The sequence below is a fragment of the Chitinophaga tropicalis genome (assembly GCF_009758205.1).
Classification (GTDB): Bacteria; Bacteroidota; Bacteroidia; order Chitinophagales; family Chitinophagaceae; genus Chitinophaga; species Chitinophaga tropicalis.
In genome coordinates this window covers 1-1,354 of sequence record NZ_WRXN01000046.1, presented here as the reverse complement: position 1 = coordinate 1,354, position 1,354 = coordinate 1, and the positions used below count along the sequence as shown (strand labels likewise).

The following is a 1,354-nucleotide window of genomic DNA, read 5'->3' as shown; positions in this document are numbered from 1 at the left end:
CAGACTTCCAAGAAAAACCTCTAAGGTTAGGTTTTAGCAGCCCGTACCGCAAACCGACACAGGTAGTCGAGGAGAGTATCCTCAGGCGCTCGAGTGATCCGTGGTAAAGGAACTAGGCAAATTGACGCTGTAACTTCGGGATAAGGCGTACCGCAGTAATGCGGTCTCAGTAAAATGGTCCAACCAACTGTTTAACAAAAACACAGGGCCCTGCAAAATCGAAAGATGACGTATAGAGCCTGATACCTGCCCGGTGCTGGAAGGTTAAGGAAGGATGTTCGGGGTAACCCAAAGCTTCTGACTGAAGCCCCAGTAAACGGCGGCCGTAACTATAACGGTCCTAAGGTAGCGAAATTCCTTGTCGGGTAAGTTCCGACCTGCACGAATGGTCTAATGAGTTGGACACTGTCTCTACCACGAGCTCGGTGAAATTGTAGTATCGGTGAAGATGCCGGTTAATCGCAACGGGACGGAAAGACCCCGTGAACCTTCACTACAACTTAACATTGATTTTGAACCACAGATGTGTAGGATAGTTGGGAGACTATGAAGCAGCTTCGCCAGGAGTTGTGGAGTCAACGTTGAAATACCAACCTTCTGTTGTTTAGAGTCTAACCCGGCAACGGGGACATTGTTTGGTGGGTAGTTTGACTGGGGTGGTCGCCTCCTAAAAAGTAACGGAGGCTCGCAAAGGTACCCTCAGTACGGTTGGTAATCGTACGCAGAGCGCATTAGTAAAAGGGTGCTTGACTGTGAGGCTAACAAGCCGAGCAGGAGCGAAAGCTGGCTAAAGTGATCCGGTGGTTCTGCATGGAAGGGCCATCGCTCAAAGGATAAAAGGTACTCCGGGGATAACAGGCTGATCTCCCCCAAGAGCTCATATCGACGGGGAGGTTTGGCACCTCGATGTCGGTTCGTCACATCCTGGGGCTGGAGAAGGTCCCAAGGGTTCGGCTGTTCGCCGATTAAAGTGGCACGTGAACTGGGTTCAGAACGTCGCAAGACAGTTCGGTCCCTATCTGTTGTGATCGTTAGTAAATTGCGGGGACATGACCTTAGTACGAGAGGACCGGGTCGTACGTACCGCTGGTGTATCAGTTGTGCCGCCAGGTGCAGTGCTGAGTAGCTATGTACGGAAAGGATAAACGCTGAAAGCATCTAAGCGTGAAACCAACCTCAAGATGAGTTTACTTTTAAGGGCCGTCGGAGACTACGACGTTGATAGGCTACAGGTGTAAGGGTGGTAACATCGAAGCCGAGTAGTACTAATTGCCCGTAAGCTTTAATTTTATTTTGTAAATAGTGTTATAACATCCCAATATGTAAGTTATTGCGTGCTCCGGGTCACAGGAAT

Annotated in this window: 1 rRNA gene; it reads left to right on the top strand. The window is 49.6% G+C overall.

Annotation, left to right across the window (positions count from 1 at the left end):
• Positions 1 to 1,290: ribosomal RNA gene (locus tag GO493_RS30720) — 23S ribosomal RNA — on the top strand; the annotation flags it as partial.
• Positions 1,291 to 1,354: the final 64 nt, after the last annotated feature.